General features: G+C 72.8%; 16 protein-coding genes. 12 read left to right on the plus strand and 4 right to left on the minus strand.

Features of this window, described 5'->3' with window-relative positions; genetic code table 11:
* Nucleotides 1–5: 5 nt before the first annotated feature.
* Nucleotides 6–2,627, minus strand: a complete 2,622-nt coding sequence (gene pepN / locus BN3788_RS00690; RefSeq protein WP_066581802.1) for an aminopeptidase N — start codon at nucleotides 2,625–2,627, stop codon at nucleotides 6–8.
* 170 nt (nucleotides 2,628–2,797) lie between these two features.
* On the opposite strand from pepN, the gene BN3788_RS00695 reads away from it, so the two are divergent.
* Genes BN3788_RS00695 through BN3788_RS00720 form a run of 6 tightly spaced genes read left to right on the plus strand, consistent with a single transcriptional unit; the run spans nucleotide 2,798 to nucleotide 8,052 of the window.
* The gene (locus BN3788_RS00695) at nucleotides 2,798–3,811 is read left to right on the plus strand and encodes an AAA family ATPase (RefSeq protein WP_066581810.1); all 1,014 of its coding nucleotides are present in this window, start codon (nucleotides 2,798–2,800) and stop codon (nucleotides 3,809–3,811) included.
* A 7-nt stretch (nucleotides 3,812–3,818) separates the two neighbouring features.
* Nucleotides 3,819–4,700 (plus strand): DUF58 domain-containing protein, encoded by an 882-nt coding sequence (locus tag BN3788_RS00700; protein ID WP_066581813.1) that lies wholly within the window; start codon nucleotides 3,819–3,821, stop codon nucleotides 4,698–4,700.
* A complete protein-coding gene (locus BN3788_RS00705; protein ID WP_066581818.1) occupies nucleotides 4,690–5,157 on the plus strand; it encodes a hypothetical protein in 468 nt (155 codons plus the stop codon). The genes BN3788_RS00700 and BN3788_RS00705 overlap by 11 nt, the downstream gene beginning before the upstream one ends.
* Nucleotides 5,154–6,200, plus strand: coding sequence for a VWA domain-containing protein (locus tag BN3788_RS00710; RefSeq protein WP_159066839.1), 1,047 nt, complete (start codon nucleotides 5,154–5,156; stop codon nucleotides 6,198–6,200). The genes BN3788_RS00705 and BN3788_RS00710 overlap by 4 nt, the downstream gene beginning before the upstream one ends.
* Nucleotides 6,197–7,234: a vWA domain-containing protein gene (locus BN3788_RS00715; protein WP_066581821.1), complete on the plus strand. Its 1,038-nt coding sequence runs from the start codon at nucleotides 6,197–6,199 to the stop codon at nucleotides 7,232–7,234. The genes BN3788_RS00710 and BN3788_RS00715 overlap by 4 nt, the downstream gene beginning before the upstream one ends.
* Nucleotides 7,231–8,052 carry a hypothetical protein gene (locus BN3788_RS00720; RefSeq protein WP_147525022.1) on the plus strand — a complete coding sequence of 274 codons (822 nt, stop codon included), beginning with the start codon at nucleotides 7,231–7,233 and terminating at the stop codon, nucleotides 8,050–8,052. Before BN3788_RS00715 ends, BN3788_RS00720 begins: the two co-directional genes overlap by 4 nt.
* An 18-nt stretch (nucleotides 8,053–8,070) precedes the next feature.
* Here the strand turns inward: BN3788_RS00720 and BN3788_RS19165 are convergent, their stop codons facing one another.
* Nucleotides 8,071–9,765: a hypothetical protein gene (locus BN3788_RS19165; protein WP_066581824.1), complete on the minus strand. Its 1,695-nt coding sequence runs from the start codon at nucleotides 9,763–9,765 to the stop codon at nucleotides 8,071–8,073.
* 365 nt (nucleotides 9,766–10,130) lie between these two features.
* Here BN3788_RS19165 and BN3788_RS00730 point away from each other — a divergent pair, with 365 nt between their 5' ends.
* The 3 genes from BN3788_RS00730 (at nucleotide 10,131) to BN3788_RS00740 (ending at nucleotide 12,394) form a co-directional block, all read left to right on the plus strand.
* Nucleotides 10,131–11,000, plus strand: coding sequence for an AraC family transcriptional regulator (locus BN3788_RS00730; protein ID WP_066581825.1), 870 nt, complete (start codon nucleotides 10,131–10,133; stop codon nucleotides 10,998–11,000).
* A 78-nt stretch (nucleotides 11,001–11,078) separates the two neighbouring features.
* The gene (locus BN3788_RS00735; RefSeq protein ID WP_452094362.1) at nucleotides 11,079–11,750 is read left to right on the plus strand and encodes a mycothiol-dependent nitroreductase Rv2466c family protein; all 672 of its coding nucleotides are present in this window, start codon (nucleotides 11,079–11,081) and stop codon (nucleotides 11,748–11,750) included.
* 113 nt (nucleotides 11,751–11,863) lie between these two features.
* On the plus strand, nucleotides 11,864–12,394 hold the full coding sequence (locus tag BN3788_RS00740) for a hypothetical protein (RefSeq protein ID WP_066581837.1): 531 nt from the start codon (nucleotides 11,864–11,866) through the stop codon (nucleotides 12,392–12,394).
* A gap of 72 nt (nucleotides 12,395–12,466) precedes the next feature.
* Here BN3788_RS00740 and BN3788_RS00745 read toward each other — a convergent pair whose 3' ends face one another.
* Nucleotides 12,467–14,458, minus strand: a complete 1,992-nt coding sequence (locus tag BN3788_RS00745; RefSeq protein WP_066581842.1) for a M13 family metallopeptidase — start codon at nucleotides 14,456–14,458, stop codon at nucleotides 12,467–12,469.
* Nucleotides 14,459–14,500: 42 nt separating this feature from the next.
* Here BN3788_RS00745 and BN3788_RS00750 point away from each other — a divergent pair, with 42 nt between their 5' ends.
* Nucleotides 14,501–14,959: a ribose-5-phosphate isomerase gene (locus tag BN3788_RS00750; protein WP_066581844.1), complete on the plus strand. Its 459-nt coding sequence runs from the start codon at nucleotides 14,501–14,503 to the stop codon at nucleotides 14,957–14,959.
* A 106-nt stretch (nucleotides 14,960–15,065) separates the two neighbouring features.
* Here BN3788_RS00750 and BN3788_RS00755 read toward each other — a convergent pair whose 3' ends face one another.
* Nucleotides 15,066–16,340, minus strand: a complete 1,275-nt coding sequence (locus BN3788_RS00755; RefSeq protein WP_066581846.1) for a GNAT family N-acetyltransferase — start codon at nucleotides 16,338–16,340, stop codon at nucleotides 15,066–15,068.
* Between the two features lie 91 nt (nucleotides 16,341–16,431).
* Here BN3788_RS00755 and BN3788_RS00760 point away from each other — a divergent pair, with 91 nt between their 5' ends.
* Complete coding sequence (locus BN3788_RS00760; RefSeq protein WP_066581848.1) at nucleotides 16,432–17,529, plus strand: PP2C family protein-serine/threonine phosphatase; 1,098 nt, start codon at nucleotides 16,432–16,434, stop codon at nucleotides 17,527–17,529.
* A gap of 63 nt (nucleotides 17,530–17,592) precedes the next feature.
* Entirely contained in the window at nucleotides 17,593–17,928 is a 336-nt protein-coding gene (locus BN3788_RS00765; protein WP_066581849.1) for an MGMT family protein, read from the plus strand.
* The last annotated feature ends 9 nt before the right edge of the window (nucleotides 17,929–17,937 follow it).

Consider the following 17,937-nt stretch of genomic DNA (forward strand, 5'->3'; position numbering starts at 1 on the left):
GTCGATCACGCCCGGCTGCGGTCCGCCTCCTGGGCGACGACCGCCCGGCGCACGCCGTCCCGCGCCTCGACCACCAGCCGGCGCAGTGCCGCCGGGGCGTCCAGGTGCTCCTCCAGCCAGGCGTCGGTGGTGGCCAGCACGTCGACGCGCGGGTCCCCGGCCAGGTCGGTGGGGTAGAGCCCGACGACCACGTTCTGCGCCATCTCGCTGGTGCGCGACTCCCAGACGCCCTCGATCGCCGCGAAGTACGGCTTGACGTAGGGGAGCAGCAGCCCGAGGTTGTGCACGCGCCCGAATCCGCTGATGGTCGCGGTCTGCACGGCGTTCGGCAGCTCGTCGCCCTCGACCACGGCAGCCCAGGCGGCGGCCTTGGACTCGGGGGTGGGGATGGCGGCGCGCGCGGCGGCGGCGGCCCGCTGCCCGGTGGCCGTGGCGTCGGCGGCGAGCTGCGCGTCGATCTGGGCGCCGCCCGCACGGCCGCCCGCGACGAGCGACGTGAGCAGCTCCCAGCGCAGGTCGGTGTCGATGCTCAGGCCCTCCAGGCTCCGCGACCCGTCCAGCAGCGCGGACACCGCGTCGAGCTGCGCGGTGGTGTTGGCGCGGCCGGCGAAGGCCTTGACCAGCTGGAGCTGGGTGTCGGAGCCGGCAGGCGCCGCCTCGGCGAGCTCGAGCAGCTGGTCCCCGACGGCCACGTCGGTGGCCTCGCGGTGCTCCGGCGCGACGTACAGGTCGACGGCGGTGCTGAGCTGGCGCAGCAGCACCTGCACCACCGACGAGTCGGACTCGTGCGCGATGTTGCGCAGCACCAGGTCCACGAAGTCGCGGGCCGGGGTCTCGCCGTCGCGGGTCGCGTCCCATGCCGCCGTCCACACGAGCGTGCGGGGCAGCGAGTCCGTGAAGCCGCTCAGGTGGGCGACGGCCGTGGCGAAGGACTGGTCGTCGAGCCGGACCTTGGCGTACGCGAGGTCGTCGTCGTTGACCAGCACCAGGTCGGGGCGCCGGACGCCGACGAGCGCGGGCACCTCGGTGCGCGGGCCGTCGACGTCGAGCACGACATGCTGGGTCCGCACGAGACGGGTGGACCCGTCGGCGTCGGTCACGACGTCGTAGCCGCCAATGCCCAGGCGGTGCGGGCGCTGCACCGGGTGCTCGGCCGGGACCTCCTGGAGCACGGCGAAGGAGGTGATCGTCTCCGTGCCGTCAGGCGCCGTCTCGGTGGTGATCTCGGGCCGCAGCAGCGTCACGCCGGACTGCTCGAGCCACAGCGTGGACCAGGCGCTCAGGTCGCGGCCGCTGGTGGCCTCCAGCTCGGTGAGCAGGTCGCTGAGCTCGGTGTTGCCCCACGAGTGCTTCGCGAAGTAGGCGCGCACGCCGGCGAAGAACTCCTCGCGGCCCACCCAGGCGACGAGCTGCTTGAGCACGCTCGCGCCCTTGGCGTAGGTGATGCCGTCGAAGTTCACCTCGACGTCGGCCAGGTCCCGCATGTCGGCGACGATCGGGTGGGTCGAGGGGAGCTGGTCCTGGCGGTAGGCCCAGTTCTTCTCCAGCGAGGAGAACGTCGTCCACGAGCTCGTCCACCGGGTCGCCTCGGCGGCGGCCAGGGTGGACGCGAACTCGGCGAAGGACTCGTTGAGCCACAGGTCGTCCCACCAGCGCATGGTCACGAGGTCGCCGAACCACATGTGCGCGAGCTCGTGCAGGATCGTCACCGCGCGGCGCTCGACAGTCGCCTCAGGCACCTTGGAGCGGAAGACGTAGTTCTCCAGGAACGTGACGGCCCCGGCGTTCTCCATGGCGCCCGCGTTGAACTCGGGCACGAAGAGCTGGTCGTACTTCGCGAACGGGTACGGCACGTCGAAGGCCTGCTCGTAGAACGCGAAGCCCGCCCGCGTGATGTCGAGGATGTTCTCGGTGTCCAGGTGCGGCGCGAGCGAGGAGCGGCAGTAGACGCCGAGCGGGATGACGCGGCCGTCGCTGCTGGTCAGCTCGCCGTGCTCGGAGTAGTAGGGGCCGGCGACGACAGCGGTGATGTAGCTGGAGATCCGTGGCGTCGTCTCGAAGGCCCACGTCGCCGTGCCCTGGTCGCGGCCGCCGTTGAGGTTCCGCCCGCCCTCGACCGGCACGGGCTCGCCCACGGCGGGGGAGTTCGACACCACGACCCAGTGCGCGGGCGCCGTCACCCGGAAGGTGAACGCGGCCTTGAGGTCGGGCTGCTCGAAGACGGCGAACACCCGCCGGGAGTCCGCGACCTCGAACTGCGAGTACAGGTAGACCTCGTCGTCCACCGGGTCGACGAAGCGGTGCAGCCCCTCGCCGGTGTTCATGTACGCGGCGTCCGCGACGACCACCAGCTCGTTCTGGTCGGCGAGGCCGTCGAGCTGGATCCGGGACTCGGCGAAGACCTCCGCCGGGTCCAGGCTCTGGCCGTTCAGCACGACCTCGCGCACCCGGGGCGCGATCAGGTCGACGAACGTGCTGGCGCCCGGCGTCGCGGTGAACCGGATCGCGGTGCGTGAGGCGAAGGTGTCGGGTCCGGTCGTGAGGTCGAGGTCGACGTCATACGACTCGACGGACACGACGGCCGCGCGGGCGCGTGCCTCGTCGCGGGTCAGGTTCTCAGCGGGCACGCGGGGTCTCCTTCGACGGGGGTGGGTCGGGCTCGTGGCCGAGCCGATCATTTCACGACGTCCCCGCCGACGGCCCCTCCCGCGGGCGGCGCCGTGGGAGCGTTCGCTCAAGAGTCCTGTGCGTCGGCCGATAGGGGGATCGAACCGGCGACAGGTAAGGGACTTCATTCGTGAGCGACACCCGCACGACCCCTGATGCGGCCCTCCAGGCCAGTGAGATCGCCCAGGCCAGATCGATCCTTGACGGCCTCGAGGCGGGCTACGCCCGTTCTGTCATCGGGCAGGAAGGCCTGCGGCGCAGCCTGATCGTGAGCCTCCTCGCCGGGGGGCACATCCTCCTGGAGAGCCTTCCCGGATTGGCCAAGACCACAGCCGCCCACACGCTCGCCACGCTGCTCGACGCCTCGTTCGCCCGGATCCAGTGCACGCCTGACCTGCTGCCCAGCGACATCACCGGCACCCAGATCTACGACGCGAGGACAGCGGACTTCCGCACCCAGCTCGGGCCCGTGCATGCGAACGTCGTGCTGCTGGACGAGATCAACCGGTCGAGCGCCAAGACGCAGAGCGCGATGCTCGAGGCGATGCAAGAGCGTCGCGTCACCATCGGCGGCGTCACTCACGCCCTGCCGACGCCGTTCATGGTCATCGCCACCCAGAACCCGATCGAGCAGGAGGGGACCTATCCGCTCCCCGAGGCCCAGCTGGACCGGTTCCTGCTCAAGGAGGTCATCGACTACCCCGAGGCGGTCGACGAGCTCGACGTGCTTCGTCAGTTCGCCGATGGGACCCTGGCCGACCCCGCGACCGCGGAGCCGCTGATCGACCGCGCCGCGGTCCAGTGGCTCCAGGACGTGACCCGTCGCGTGCACGTCAGCGACGCGGTGCTGCGCTACGCCCTGACCATCGTCGCGGCGACCCGCGACGCCGCCGCGTACATCGGACCAGAGCGCGCGCGGTACATCGAGTGCGGCGCGAGCCCGCGTGGCGGCCTGTCGTTCGTCGCTGCGGCCCGCGCGCTCGCCGTGATCCACGGCCGCGATCATGTGCTCCCCGAGGACGTCGCCGCGCTGCGGCACCTCGTCCTGCGTCACCGCGTGCTGCTGCACTTCGACGCGGACGCCGATGGTGTGCGCGTCGAGGACCTCATCGACGCGATCGTCTCCGCCGTCCAGACGCCCTAGGCGCGACGTGGCGTCCCACCTCGTCCGCGTCAAGTCCAAGCTGTTCGTCCGGAGCCGTCGCCGCATCGTCCACGCCGTCGACGGCGAGTACGCCTCACGGACGCGCGGCCGCGGATTCGAGTTCGAGGACCTGCGCGAGTACCAGCCCGGCGACAACGTCCGTGACATCGACTGGAAGGCCACGGCGCGCAAGGGTGACCCCCTTGTCCGGCGCTACCTCACGACGCTGCAGCGCAATGTGGTGATCCTCGCGGACACGGGCACGACGATGAACGCCGTCACGCCCGCGGGCGAGAACAAGGCCGACCTCGCTGTGTTGGCGGCGGGGATGATCGGCTTCCTGGCGCTGCGGCACGGTGACCGGGTGGGCCTGGTCCACGGGGACCGCGCCGGCTTCCACGCCCGACCCGCGCGCGAGGGCGAGCGCAAGCTCGACGCCCTGCTGACCGAGGCGCACGACGCCATGATGTCGGCGACGGCAGGCCCAGACCTCGCCGGCCTGGTCGAGCATGCGCTGCCCCGGATGCGCCGTGACGCGATCGTGCTGGTGGTGACGGACGACGTCGAGATGGACGACCGCCTGGAGGTGGCCGTCCGCAGGCTCGCCCGCGCGAACGACACGCTCTGGGTCGGCATCGCCGACGCGAATCCGGCGCGTGTGCTGGCCCAGCAGGCGGTGGTCGACGCGGCGGGCCGCTGGCGCGTCCCCGGCCACCTGGAACGGGTGCGGCGGCTCGCTGACGAGCACGACGAGCATGCGGCCGCGCTGCGCGTCCGGCTCGCCGATGTGCTCGACGACGCGCATGTCTCGCGCTGCCACGTCGAGTCCGAGTCGACGGTCCTGCGCGAGCTGCTCACGATGCTGCAGAGGCGTCCCTATGCTCGATGACCAGCAGCTGTACCCGCCCGCGACCTATCCGGGGGGCTGGGCCGTCGTCGGCGCCGCGCTGATCGTCCTGGCAGTGCTCGTGCCCATCGGGGTGCGCCTCTACGGCCGCCCCCTGCGCCTGCGCATGCCGAGTCTCGGACGCCGGTCGACACTGGCGCGTCGCGCCGCGGTCCAGCGGATCGACCAGGTCGAGGCGGCGCACCGGGACGGGGTCCTCGACGCCCCGGGGGCGGCGAGTGAGCTCTCGCAGATCGTCCGCGAGTTCGCCGCTGAGTGGTCGGGTGTCCTCTACTCGTCGATGACCCTCACCCAGCTCGAGGCCACGGACGTCGACGCGTCGCTGCGCACAGCCGTCACCCGGCTCAGCGCCGGGGCGTTCGGCGCGAGCGGCGAGAGCGATGTCCCCGGCGCCGCCCGGGTCGCCCGAGAGGTGGTGCTCGGATGGAACCGGAGTTGAGCCATCCGATCCTGCTGGCCGGCGCTCTCGTGGCCGCCGGCGTCGTCATCGTGCTCGCCACCCTGGTGGCGTCCAGGCGGCCTCGCGGGCAGGCGACGACCGCACGGGTGGCGCATGTGGAGCGGCTGCGCGACCTGCCGAGCTATGCCTCGGCGGTCCGGCGGCGACGCTGGGGCCTGGCCGCGACCAGTGTGCTGCTGGTCGCGGCGATCGGGCTCGGCGGCTATGTGGCGGCGCGCCCGATGATCGTCCAGACCCGCCAGTCGCACCTGGACAACCGCGACATCGTCCTGTGCCTCGACGTCTCTGGCTCGATGACCGCGTCCAACCTGGCGATCGTGCGGACGTTCCGGCAGCTCGTCTCAGGCTTGGATGGCGAGCGCATCAGCCTCGTCCTGTTCAACAGCGTGCCCCTGGTGGTCTTCCCACTCACCGACGACTATGACCTGGTCCGGACGCGGCTGGCGGAGGCCGAGGTGAGCTTGGACCCGGACTCCCCGCGGGGCTCTGGCGCGGTGGACATCACGGCGGGCACGGTGGCGACCTCGATCGGGGCGTCACTGGTGGGTGACGGCCTCATGGGTTGTGCGCAGCAGTTCAGCGCCGACGCCGCGCTCGCCGAACTGCGCGACGCAGGCGCGCAGCCCGGCCCCGCACAGTCGGAGCGCTCGCGCATCGTCATCCTCGCCACGGACAACCAGCAGTCCGCACGCTCCGAGCAGCTCTACACAGTGGCGGAGTCGGCGGAGCGCGCGCGCAGCCTGGGCGCGGTGGTCGTGGCGCTCGACGCGAACCCGACCAGTGACACCCGGCCGGCACAGGAGCTCGCCGCCGCCGCCGAGGCGACCGGTGGCGCCACCTATCCCGCGGCGAGCGGCGCCGACGCCATCCCCAAGATCACGGCGATCGTCGAGAGCCTCGACTCCGCTACCGTCCAGGGCGCGCCGGTCATGTCCGCGTTCGACGTCCCCGGCCGGGCGCTGTCCGCGCTGCTGGCCCTGATGGTCTGCCTCGGGATCGCGTGGCGGGTGGTGCTGCCATGACTGCCGACGGCCTCACGCTGCAGCCGCTGATCCCCGTGGTCCTCATCGCCGTGCTGGCGGCCCTCGGCGTGCTCATGTGCCTGCGTGAGGCCTGGCGTGCCTCGGGGGTCGCGGGCAGGCTCCGCTGGCTTCCCCGGGCGCTCATCGTCCTCGTCCTGTCGGCCATGTGCCTGCGGCCGACCGTCCCGGCGCCCCCTGTCGAGGTCGCGATGTCGAACGCGGACCTGTACTTCGTCGTCGACACCACGGCGAGCATGGCCGCGTTGGACGGGCCGGCCGCGGTGTCCCGGCTCGACCAGGCCAGGACCGACATCGTGGCGATGGTGGACGAGATCGGCGCGACCGGCGCGCGCGCCTCGCTCCTGACCTTCGATCGGGAAGCGCGCACGGTGGTCCCGCTGACCACCGACACCGGCGCCGTGGCCCGCGCAGCAGCGCTGCTGCGCCCGGAGGTCGCCGACGCGTCCACAGGCTCGAGCGTCACGGTGGCAGCGACACTGCTCTCGCGGACCCTGGCCAATGTCGCCGACGCCTACCCTGACCGGGCCACAGTCGTGGTCTACCTGGGCGACGGCGAGCAGACGGCAGACGACGATCCCGTGTCCTTCGGTCCCGTGGCGCCGTTGGTGCAAGGCGGGCTCGTGCTGGGCTACGGCACGGCGGCGGGCGCGACGATCCCGGCGCGGCAGGTCTCGGACCGCTCCGCGGGGGGCGAGCTCGTCCTCGACCCGGCCACCGGGCAGCCCGCGCTGAGCCGTGCCGACGAGGCCGCGCTCACGCGGCTCGCCGGGCAGCTGGGGCTGCCGTATGCGCACCGCGACGACTCACCCACACCGACGATCCCCGCTCCGACGGTGCGCACCGTCGTCGCGAACGCCGCCGACCTCCCCGCCGGGCTCGTCGGCGCCGTCCCCGCCGGCAGCAGCGAGCACACCTGGATCGGCGCGATCGTCCTCACCGTGCTGTTGCTCGGCGAGCTCTTCGGGACCGTGGTCGCCCTCGGCCGGTCCGGGCTGCCTCGGAGGCCGCGATGACCACCACACCGTCGCCGTCCCCGCGGGACCGCGTGCGCCGCCGCCAGCTCATGCGCTGGACCGCGCCCCTCGTCGTCCTCGGGGCGCTCGGCGGGGTCAAGCTCCTCGCCATGTCGGGTGCGGCGCAGATCGCCGCCGACGCGTTCGTCGTCGGCAACCTCGACGTCGCCGCGCGCGCGGCGGACACGCTCGGGTTCGTGAACGTGGTGCGCCCATTCACCGCGTCATTCGACGCGGGCACGGTGGCGGCCGCGCGCGCGCAGACCCCGGCCGACCTCGACGAGGCCGCCGCGCTCCTGCGGACGGCGCTCGCGGCCGCGCCACCGGACGCGCAGTGCGAGGTGCGGCTCAACCTCGCTGTGGTGCTCGAGGCGTCCGGCGACGCAGCACAGGACGAGCCCGCGCGAGCCGCGCGCCTGTACCGCGACGCGCAGAAGGTCGCCGCCGCGGCCCCGCCGGGGTGCGCCGAGCTGCCCAGCGTCGCCGAGGCGCGAGGCGACGCGGGAGGCGAATCGGCGCAGGACCAGGACCAGGACCAGGGCGAGCCGGCGCGGACTGCCGCTGACGACCTGGGCGACGCCGCCGCACGTGCCGACCAGAAGGCTCAGGCCGCCGAGCAGGACCAGGCCGCCCAGGGACAGGGTGACGAAGGCGAGGCCGAGTCGCCGGATCCCGCCCCACCGGCGGACTCCGAGCGCGAGGCGGAGTTCGAGGAGCGGCAGGTCGAGGCCCAGGCCAAGCAGCAGGAGGCCCGCGCGAAGGGTGGCGGCGCGGGGGCCGCCGGCGCCGGCGGCCCCACGGTGAGCCGGCCGTGGTGACGGGCGGTCGTCACCGCGTCAGGAGCAGCTGAACGTCCCTTGGTCCGGCGCCGGCGCACCGCCGCGCACGACGACATCGAGGCGGGGCGCCTGCCCGGCGCGCCCAGCCACGCGGACGCGGAGCTCTGTGACACCCGCGGGCCCGGCGCCCGGCTGGGCAGTCTCGACCAGCAGCACGCGCTGACTATCGAGGTCCAGCACGCGCGAGGCCAGCGTCGAGCCCCGCGCGTCGGTGATCCCGCTCACGCGGGCGTCCCGCGGCATCCCGACGAGGATGCGTGGCGCCACGGCCGGCGCCGGGTCCGTGCCCGGGGCCGATGGCACGAGCTCGACCCGGACCTCGGACTCAGGGCGCTTCGACCACGGCGCGCCGCACGTCCCGGACGCCTGGCTCACTGTCCCGACGGTGGGCGTCGACGGGCTGCCGCCCGAGTCTGCCGTGACGGTCACCGGTGTGCCTTGCGAGGTCGTGGCGGGCAGCCCACCCCCGCCTCTGCTCGCTGCCAGCGGCGCCTGCACGTCGGAGGCGGCGAACCAGAGCCGCAGGCCACCGCCGACGACGGCGTCGCGCACCGCGAGCGCCAGCAGGTCCGCCCGCGCGGTGAGGCCCAGGACGTCCACCACGGAGGACGCCGCCGCGGCGTCGATCAGCTCGGCGCGAGCCTCGGGCGCCGCGGCGGTCAGTGCGGCCGTCAGCCCGGGGGCTGCCGGGGCGTCGGGCTCCTCGGCGACGGCCTGCGGCTGGGCTTGTGCCAGCGCGTCGACACCGGTGCTCGTCAGGAAGACCACCGCCCCGGCGTCCCGCCCGAGTGCGGCCGCGACGCCGGCGCGCAGCGCCGCGGCCGCGTCGGCAGTCGTCGCGAGCTGTGCGACGTCCGATGGGCGATCGGTGAGCAGCGGCGCCTGAGCTCCTGCCGCGGCTGTCGTCATCGCCTCGGACGCGTTCGCCGCGGCCATGACGGCCGTGGCGTCGACCGCCTCGACGCTGGTGACCCGGCCGTTCGTGGCGTGGACCTCCATGATCCGCTCGACAGTCCCGCCGAGCGGGCGTGCCGACCTGTCGTCGAGGAACACCACGAGGGTCGCCGTGTCCCGGCCGTATCCGTTGAGGACGAGCATCGCCTGCACGGCTGGGCTCAGGACGGACGCGACATCGGCGGCGTCCTCCATGTGGGCGACCGCCTCGGCGAACGGGTCGGAGGCGATCGGGACGAACAAGTCTGTGCTGATCCCGTCCAGCTCCGCATGCGCGCGCAGGACGGCGTCGGCGATGTGTGTCAGGTCGTCGTCGAGCTCTCCAGCCTCGACCAGGCTGGTGAAGCCCTCGCCGTCCTCGTCGAACGGTCCGAAGGACACGAACTGAGACAGGGCGACGACCGGCCCGAGCGCGTCGTCGGACAAGATGTCGGCCGCCGTGACGGCCGCTCGGATCGACTCCAGGCGTTCGCCGATGACGGGCAGGTGCTGCGCGGCGGTCCACACCGGGTCGCCCACGTGCGCGCGCGCTCGGTCGACGGCCGCGCGCACGTCATCGACGCTCTCCAGCACCTGGGGTGTGGGTCCGTCGGAGAGGGTGGTGGCCACGTCTGCGATCGCCGGCGCGGCGTCCATGACGGCACTGACCGCCAGGGCGCCCCGGACGCCCACCCACACGAGGGTCAGGACGAGGGCCGCGGCCGATCCGAGCAGCGCACGCCGCACCAGGCGGCTCACCCGCTTCCGGGACCACTGGCCAGGGGGGCGGTCGGCTGTCCTCCTGAGGCGTGTGGCTCGACGCGAGGCTCCGACTGGCCTCTCCACGGGCCGTACAGCGGGGAGGAGGACCATGCCCCTGCGATCGACCGACTACCTGGGGAAGTGAGGGGTTGGCGACTCTGCACCGGTCACCCGGCCCCAAACGGCCGTCGCCGCCACCCCTGTCGAGGTCAGGTCGTGATGGGCCGCGGACGGATCGCGATGGCCTCCACCTCGACCAGGTGGTCGTCGTAGCCCGCGGACGTCGCCCTGATCGCAACGGACCGCGATGATCGGGTTCTGCCGCGTGTGGGACGCCAGAGTCGTCAGCGGAAGGGAGCACCGTGATCGCCTGGCTCAACCGGCTCGTGGACCTCGTGGAGGAGAGCCTCACCGAGGACCTCGACGTCGTGCGTCTCGCCGCCAAGCTCGGCACGACCGAGCACCATCTGCGTCGCATGTTCTCCGCACTGGCCGGGATGCCGCTGTCGGAGTACGTGCGCCGCAGGCGGATGACTGTTGCCGCGGCCGAGGTCGTCACCGGGTCTGGAGACCTGCTGGGCATCGCCGTGCGTTACGGCTACGGCTCGGCAGAGGCTTTCGGCCGGGCGTTCGAGTCCGTGCACGGCCTCAGCCCAGGCCGGGCCCGGCGTGACGGTGGCCCCTTCCGCGCCCAGCCATGCCTCAGGTTCCGCCTCACCGTCGAAGGAGCATGTCCGATGGACGTCCGCATCGTCTCCCGCCCCGCCTTCCGTCTCGTAGGGCACGCCACACGCGTCCCGCTCGTGCACCGCGGCGCGAACCCCGCCATCCAGCAGCACGTCGCGTCTCTGGCCCCGCAGGAGCATGTGCGGCTGAAGGCCGTGGGCGACGCCGAGCCGCACGGGCTGCTCGCCGTGAGCGCCGACATCGACCCGGACCGCCGGGAGGGCACGGAGCTGACGTACCTGCACGGCGTGGCGGTCAGGGACGGGGCACAGGTTCCCGACGACCTTGATGTCATCCCCGTGGCGGCTGGCTCGTGGGCAGTCTTCCGCGCGGCGGGCCCCTACCCGGATGCGCTGCAGGACGTGTGGGCCGCGACCGCGACCGAGTGGTTCCCGTCGAACCCGTGGCGGCTGCGCCCCGGTCCCGAGGTGGTCGCGGTGATCGACCGCGCCGACGACTTCAGCACCGCCACCGTCGAGCTCTGGCTGCCGGTGGAGGGCAGTTGAGGCCGATCAGGGCCCAGCGGAATGCGCGCCGGTCGGCAAAGGTTGGGGCCAGTGACCCACGACGACGAGGAGACACCTGTGCCTGAGCTGCCGCAGACGCCACCATCGGCCATCCCGACCGACTCTTCCCGCACCGCCCCGGGACAGAGCCGCGGGCGTATCGACATGTGGTTCGACCCGGCGTGCCCGTGGGCGTGGATGACCTCCCGCTGGGTCGAGGAGGTCGAGAAGGTCCGGGACGTGGACGTCCACTGGCACGTGATGAGCCTCGCGGTGCTCAACGAGGGCCGTGACCTGCCCGAGGAGTACCGGCGGATGCTGGACGGCGCCTGGGGCCCGGTGCGGGTCATCACAGCCGCCGCCCACCTGCACGGCGAGAAGCACATCAAGGCGCTGTACGACGCGATGGGCACACGTCGGCACCCCGGCGGACGCACTGACACCGCCGCGATCATCGCGGAGTCGCTGGCCGAGGCCGGGCTCCCGCCGGAGCTCGCCGACGCCGCCCACTCTGACGAGTGGGACGCCCAGCTGCGTGCGTCCCACTCGCGGGCCATCGCCCTGGTCGGCGACGAGGTCGGCACCCCGGTGGTGGCGTTCAACGGCACGGCGTTCTTCGGCCCCGTCCTGACGCCCATCCCGCGCGGCGAGGACGCCGGGCGGCTGTTCGACGGGTTCGCGCTGATCACAAGCGTGCCCGGGTTCTACGAGCTCAAGCGCAGCCGCACCGAGGGCCCACGCTTCGACTGACGCCCGGCGGCCCAGAGGCGCGCGGAACGGCTGGTCGCGCCCCCGCCGCTGTGTGATGCTGTTCGCCGCGCAGGCGCCGAATGGCGCCGCAGGAGTTGAGGGGTGTGCATCGGATGGCCGACACCGGCATGAGGTTGAGCACGGGGATGAAGGTCTTCCTCGGCATCGACGTGATCCTCGTGGCGACGTTCCTCGTCTTGCTGGTGGTCGGCCTCGGGGGCTCCGATGACGAGAAGCCGCAGGCCAACGAGTCGGCGACCTCCGTGGGCCAGGTGGCGCCGGAGCCCAACGCGGACGCCGTCGAGGCGGAGCCGGTGTCGTTCACGCTGCCCAGCGGCAACATCGCCTGCGACATGACTGTCGACGGCGTGACCTGCTCGATCGCCAGCGCGGGCTTCGCCCCGACGGCGGAGTGCTCTGACGCGCAGGAGCAGGTCTTCGTGGTGGACGCGACCGGGGTCAGCGAGCCGTGCGCCGAGTCGCCCGACAGGTCCGCGGCGAACGCCGGCGCCGAGTTGGAGTACGGCAGCGTGGAGACGGTCGGCGCGTACACGTGCACGAGCGCCACCGACGGTGTGACGTGCGTCGGCGCGTCCGGCGAGGGCTTCCGCCTGGCCCGGTCGGCCTTCGTCAAGGTCCCCTGACCGCAGGCGGCACGAGATGAGAAGAGGGCCCCAGCCGCGCGGCGGGGCCCTCTTCTCATCTCGTGCGCGTGGTCACCAGATCCGCACGCGCTCCTCGGGCGCCAGGTACAGCGCGTCCTCGGGCTGGACGTCGAACGCCTCGTAGAACTCGTCCACGTTGCGCACCACGCCGTTGGTGCGGAACTCGTCGGGGGAGTGCGGGTCCGTCGCGAGGCGGCGGATGAGCTCCTCGTCGCGGTACTTGCCCTGCCAGGTCTGCGCGAAGCTGAGCATGACCCGCTGCACGCCCGTGAGCCCGTCGATCACGGGCGCCTCGTCGAGCGGGCGGCCCAGCGCGATGCGGTAGGCCTTCAGCGCGATCGACAGGCCGCCCAGGTCGCCGATGTTCTCGCCGATGGTCAGCTCGCCGTTCACGTGGTGCGACCCGTCGAGCTGCCTGGGGGAGTACGCCGAGTACTGGTCGACCAACGCCTTGGTGCGCTTGTCGAACTCCGCGCGGTCCTCCTCGGTCCACCAGTCCTCGAGCCGGCCGTCGCCGTCGTACTTCGAGCCCTGGTCGTCGAAGCCGTGGCCGATCTCGTGGCCGATCACGGCGCCGATGCCGCCGTAGTTGACGGCGTCGTCCGCCTCCGCGTCGAAGAACGGGGGCTGCAGGATCGCCGCGGGGAAGACGATCTCGTTCATCCCGGGGTTGTAGTAGGCGTTGACCGTCTGCGGGGTCATGAACCACTCGTCGCGGTCGATCGGCTTGCCGATCTTGTTCAGCTCGCGGTCCTGCTCGAACGCCGACGCGCGGCGCACGTTGCCGACCAGGTCGTCGGGCCGCACCTCCAGCGCCGAGTAGTCGCGCCACTTCACCGGGTAGCCGATCTTCGGGGTGAAGGAGTCGAGCTTGGCCAGCGCCTTGGCGCGCGTCTCCTCGCTCATCCAGTCGAGCGCGCTGATGGACTCGCGGTACGCCTCGACGAGGTTCGCGACGAGCTCGTTCATCCGCTCCTTGTGCGACGGCGGGAAGTGCCGCTCGACGTACACCTCGCCGACGGCCTCGCCGAGCACGCCCTGCACCAGACTGACCCCGCGCTTCCACCGGTCCCGGAGCTCCTGGGCGCCGGTGAGGGTGCGGCCGTAGAAGTCGAAGTTCGCCTGCACGATCTCGCGCGTGAGGTACGGCGCCCGCGAGCTGACCGCGTGGTAAGCCATCCACGCCTTCCAGTCCTCGATCGGCAGCTCCGACCAGAGCGTCGCGAAGGCCTGCGCGTACGACGGCTCCTGCATGACCAGGTCGTCAAGGGAGCCCTCGGGGGCGCCGAGCGCCCGGGCCCACGCGGCCCAGTCGAAGCCGGGCGCCTGCTCGGCGAGCTGGGCGAGCGTCATCGGGTTGTACGTCAGCTCCGCGTCACGGTCCTTGACCACGTCCCAGTGCCCCTGCGCGAGCCGCGCCTCGAGGGACACCACACGCCCGGCGAGCTCGTCCGCCTGGTCCTGGTCTGCCGCGACGCCGCCGAGCAGCAGCATGCGCGCCACATGCGGGCGGTAGGCGGCCAGCACCGTCGCGTACTGCGCGTCGCGGTAGTACGACTCGTCGGGCAGCCCCAGGCCGGACTGGGCGAGGTACACGATGTAGCGCGTCGGGTCCTTGGCGTCGTTGTCGACCCAGAACCCGACGGCGCCCGCGGCGCCGGTGCGCTGCAGCACGCCGAGCGCCTCGGTGAGCGCGGCCTGGTCGCCGGCCTGCTCGATGAGCTCGAGGTCGGGGCGCAGCGGCTGCGTGCCGGCGGCCTCCACCGCGTCCTCGTCCATGAAGCTGGCGTACAGCGCGCCGATCTTGGCCTGGATGTCCTCGGGCGCCTGCGCCCCGTCGGCGGCCTGCTGCGCGGCATCGGTGATGATGTCCCGCACCTGCTCCTCGGCGCTGTCGTGCAACGCGCGGAACGCGCCGTCCGAGGCCCGGTCGGCGGGGATCTGGTGTGAGGCGAGCCACCGCCCGTTGACGTGTCCGAAGAGGTCGTCCTGCGGCCGGGCCGCAGGGTCGAGGGCGGTGAGGTCGATTCCGCTGTGGGTCATAGGTGCAGGCTAGAACACCTCGAACTGAGGCAGGATGTTCATATGCGCATTCACGTTGCCACAGACCACGCCGGCTACGAGCTCAAGGCCGCCCTCGTCGACCACCTCCAGTCCGCAGGACACGACGTCGTGGACCACGGCGCCTTCGAGTACGACGCGCTGGACGCCTACCCGCCGTTCTGCTTCGCGGCGGGCGAGGCCGTCGCCGCCGAGCCGGAGAGCCTGGGCATCGTGCTGGGCGGGTCGGGCAACGGCGAGCAGATCGCCGCCAACAAGGTGCCGGGCATCCGTGCCGCGCTCGCGTGGAAGCCGGAGATCGCCCAGCTGGCCCGCGCGCACAACGACGCGAACGTGGTGGCCCTCGGCGCGCGGCAGCACACCATCGACGAGGCGCTGGCCATCGTCGACGCCTTCATCGCCGAGCCGTTCAGCGGCGACGTCCGCCACTCGCGGCGCATCGAGATGATCTCCGCCTACGTGGAGGCGCACAGCCGCGGCTGACGCGTCCCAGGTCCGGACACGCCACGGGGCGCCCCAGGGGTCGGTCGACCACCCGGGGCGCCCCGTGGCGCGCTGCGGCTAGAACGCTGTGGCTAGAACGCTGCGGCTAGAACATCCAGGAGCACACCGGCGCCAGCGGCCATGCGAACGCGGTGCTGGTCGCGTGCAGGCTCCCCGCCCGGCGCTCCTCGACGAGCCCGGCATGGCCGGCCGCCGCCAGCGAGCGCCCGCCGAGGTAGGCCGCGCCGAGCTCCCGGACGTCCAGCGCCACATCGGCGTCGTCCTCGGTGCGCGTCACCTGCACGTCATACGCGCCGTCCGCCCCGACGGGGCCGGTGGCCAGCCGCCAACGCCCGGCGTTCGCGGGCAGCCGCGCGTCGGTGACCTCCAGCACCACGTCGAGCGGCCCGGAGTAGCGGCGCGCGGTGAGCGCGGCGGGGACGTCGACCAGCCGCACCCACACGTTGTCGGTGATCTTCGCGGTGGCGAGGCGCGGGTCGACGAGGATCTCCCTGATGCGGTCGTCGACGGGAAGTGGGCCGCTCTGCACCGACGCGGTGAGGTCCATGTCGAGGAGGAACGACCACAGCCGATGCGCCGCGGCCGCGTCGACGGCCGCCGACTCCCGCACCAGCACCTTCGTCTTGGCGACGTTGTCGACCCATTCCTCCTTGCGGCGCAGCAGCGCATACGCGCGGGGCTCCCCGTCGGGGCCGTGCACGCTCGCGATCCTCAGCGGCTCACCGCCCTGCCGCCAAGCCGGCGGGTCGGCCAGCGCGCTGGCCCGCAGCGCGTCGGTGCTCCGGCCGATCCAGCCCGGTCGCCCCACGCCGGCCGCGGCATGGACCTGCTCGACGAGCCCGCCATGCGCCGCGGCGTCGAGCTTCGCGAAGCGGAGCGCCAGGTCGGACGAGCCGGGCACGTCACGCAGCGCGATACCGCGCGGGATCGTCACTCGAAGGTCGTCGGCCGCGGAGCCGTAGCCGAAGCGCCCGTAGATGGCGGACTCCGCCGCGTACAGCGCCGACACGGGCTCGCCGCGCTCCTGGCAGTGCGCGAAGTGGTCCGCGATCATCGCCGAGAGCAGGCCCTGGCGCCGCTGGTCCGGGCGGGTGCCGACCCACGTCAGGCCCGCGCACTCGACGGGCTCGGCGCCGGGCACCGGCAGCGTGAAGTCGTAGGACGCGTGGACGGCCGCCAGGCTGCCGTCGGGCGCCTCGACGGCAGAGGTGCGGTCCCACTCCAAGTAGTCGGGCACCTGCGCGACGGTCTCCGGATCGGGCTCGTAGCCGAACGCGAGATGGTCGACCTCGCGGAACTCCTCGCTGCGGCTCAGGGGGACACGGATCAGGCGGTAGCCGTCGGGAAGCACAGGGGTCATGACGCCATAGTGTCGCGCCTCACGTCGGCGAGCCACCAGTTTTCCCTGGTCAGCGCAACGTCGGCGTAGGCAGGGCGACTATTCTCCCCGGGTGGGCAGTCGCTGGGTCGAGGAGTTGCGCGCGCGCGTGCCGTCGCCCGCCGGGTGGCTCCGCCGCGGCCTGCCGATGTCGCAGAAGGCGCTGACGTGGGGGCTCGTGCTGCTGACGGTGGTGGCGTCTGCCGCGATCGTCGCGCCGTGGGACTGGGCGCCGGTGTCGGTGCTCATCTTGGTGCAGCTCCTCGGGGCGTTCCTGCTGCGGCTGCGCGGCATGGTGGTGCTGTGCGCCGTGATCGTCGTCGAGACCCTGGCCATGGCGATCGGCCGGAACGGGTCGTTCAGCCCCGGCGAGATGCTCGTGCAGGGCATCTCCGTGGTGGCGCTGCTGGCCTTCGCCTTCCAGCGTGAGCGCCTGGGCCTGCAGGGCGCGCCGGGCGGGTTGATGCTCGTCGACCTGCGCGACCGGCTCGCCGCGCATGGGCGCATCCCACGGCTGCCGCACTCCTGGCGGGTGGACAGCGCGCTGCGGGCCGCCAACGCCGAGGCGTTCTCCGGCGACTTCATCGTGGCCAGCACCGCCAAAGACGAGACGCTGCTCGAGATCGCTGTGGTGGACGTGTCCGGCAAGGGCCAGGCCGCGGGGGTGCGGTCGCTGCTGCTGTCCGGGGCCTTCGGCGGCCTGCTGGGCGCCATGCCGCCCGAGGAGTTCCTGCCCGCCGCCAACGACTACCTGCTGGCGCAGGACTGGGACGAGGGGTTCGCCACGGCGATCCACCTCACCGTCGACCTGCGCACCGGCGAGTTCTGGGTCGCCTCCGCCGGGCACCCGCCAGCCGTCCAGCTCCATGCGGGCTCGGGCCGGCTCGAGATCGTCAACAGCATCGGTGCGCCGGCGCTCGGCATCGTGCGTCAGCTCCGTTGCGAGCCCGTGGCCGGGAGGCTGGCGCCCGGTGACTCGCTCATGCTGTACACCGACGGCCTCATCGAGGCGCCAGGGCATGACGTGTCGATGGGGATCGACCGGCTGATGGGGGCCGCCGAGCGGCTCGTCGCGACGAGGCGCGGCGGAGCCGAGGCGGTGCTCGACGGGGTGCGCACCGGCGAGGGCGACGACCGGGCCCTCGTGCTGGTGCACCGCGACCCGAGCTAGCCTGCTCGACGCATCGGCGGCGGCATTCCTACTGCCCCGACCCGGCCCGCGAGGGAGGTCCGCATGGACGAGGAGTACACCGAGGCGGTGCTCGACCTGGTCGAGCTCATCCCCCCGGGCAGGGTCATGACATACGGCACGGTGGCTGAGGCCGTGTCCGAGCTCTTCGTCTCGGAGGGTGGCACGCCGCGCGGCGGCCCCCGCCAAGTCGGCACGGTGCTGGCCCGCGCCGGTGGGGACGTGCCGTGGTGGCGGGTGGTCAACGCGAGCGGCCGCCCGCACTCGCCGGGGCGCGCCCTGCCCCGGTACGCGCACGAGGGGACGCCGCTCACCGCCGATGGCGAGCGCGTCGCGCTGCGGCGGGCCGTCTGGGTCCCCGGCGACCCGCCGAGCGCGTAGATCGCGCCG

This window comes from Cellulomonas timonensis, from assembly GCF_900046455.1.
In the GTDB taxonomy this organism is placed as follows: Bacteria; Actinomycetota; Actinomycetes; order Actinomycetales; family Cellulomonadaceae; genus Cellulomonas_A; species Cellulomonas_A timonensis.